The organism is Actinocrinis puniceicyclus (assembly GCF_018283645.1).
GTDB classification, from domain to species: domain Bacteria; phylum Actinomycetota; class Actinomycetes; order Streptomycetales; family Catenulisporaceae; genus Actinocrinis; species Actinocrinis puniceicyclus.
In genome coordinates this window covers 1-1,186 of the sequence record NZ_JAGSXH010000332.1, presented here as the reverse complement: position 1 = coordinate 1,186, position 1,186 = coordinate 1, and the positions used below count along the sequence as shown (strand labels likewise).

Sequence of the window (1,186 nt, the reverse complement as noted above, 5' to 3'; positions counted from 1 at the left end):
TCCCCGAACCCCACACCAGGCCCCGGCAACGGCGCCGGTTCCGGCACGGGGAGCGGCAGTGCAGGCGGTGCTTCGGGCGGTGGTTCGGGTCGGCTTCCGGCGCCGCAGCCGATGCCGAGCCCGCCGGCCCCGTCCTCTTCCGGCCCGGCGTGGTGGGACATCCCGGGACAGGTCGAGCACGCGATCGACCAGTGGTTCGGGGACCTGGTCAAGGCCGCCCTGACCCCGATCATGAACCTGATCGGCAAGACCGTGCTGTCCAACCTGGACACCACCGGCGGACGCACCGGGCAACTGTGGACCGCGTCCCTGGTCATCGCCAACACGATCTACGTGCTGTTCGCCGTGATCGGCGGGCTCATCGTGATGACCCACGAGACCGTGCAAACCCGCTACGCGCTCGCCCAGATCGCGCCGCGCCTGGTGCTCGGCCTGATCGCCGCCAACACCAGCCTGCTGGTGATCGGCAAGGCGATCTGGTTCTTCAACGCACTGACCCAAGCCATCTGGGGACAGCCGCTGAACCCGGCCGGGATCGGCAACGCGCTGCTCGGCCACATCCTCGACTCGATCTTCCTGCCCGACGGGGTCAACCAGATCTTCCTGGTCCTCTCCGGCCTCGTCCTGGCCGTCCTGGCCGGCGCGGTGCTGCTGTCCGCCGCGCTGCGCACCGCCGCCCTGATGCTGCTCACCTTCGCCGCCCCCCTCGCCCTCTCCTGCCACGCGCTGCCGGGCCTGGACGCGATCGCCCGGCTGTGGTGGCGCGCGCTGGCCGCCGTGTTCGCGATCCAGACGCTGCAGGCCCTGACCCTGATCCTGGCGCTGCAGACCTTCTTCGACCCGAACGGCGACGTGCTCGGCGTACCCACCTCGGCGGGGTTCACCGACCTGCTGGTGTGCGGCGCGCTGTTCACCATCCTGCTGAAGATGCCCGGCTGGGTGCTGCGGGTCGCCCTCGGCAGGCAGCCGCGCTCCGCCGTCGCCGGGATCCTCAAGACCGCCGCCGCGGCCGCGATCGGCACCGCCATCGGGGTACCGGGCGCCGGCTCGGCGCGGATGCTCGCCGGACGCCTGGCCGGGCGCGCACTACACAACCGCATCGGCCCCGGCTGTGGGCCCGGTGGTCTGGGCGGAGGCGCGATCCCGCCCGGCAGCCCCGGCCCCAAGCCCCCGCGCGGACCACGAC

General features: G+C 72.4%; 1 pseudogene. It reads left to right on the top strand.

The window, feature by feature from the left end:
- Positions 1-111: 111 nt before the first annotated feature.
- A pseudogene (locus KGA66_RS29120) lies at positions 112-1,186 on the top strand (hypothetical protein); the annotation flags it as partial.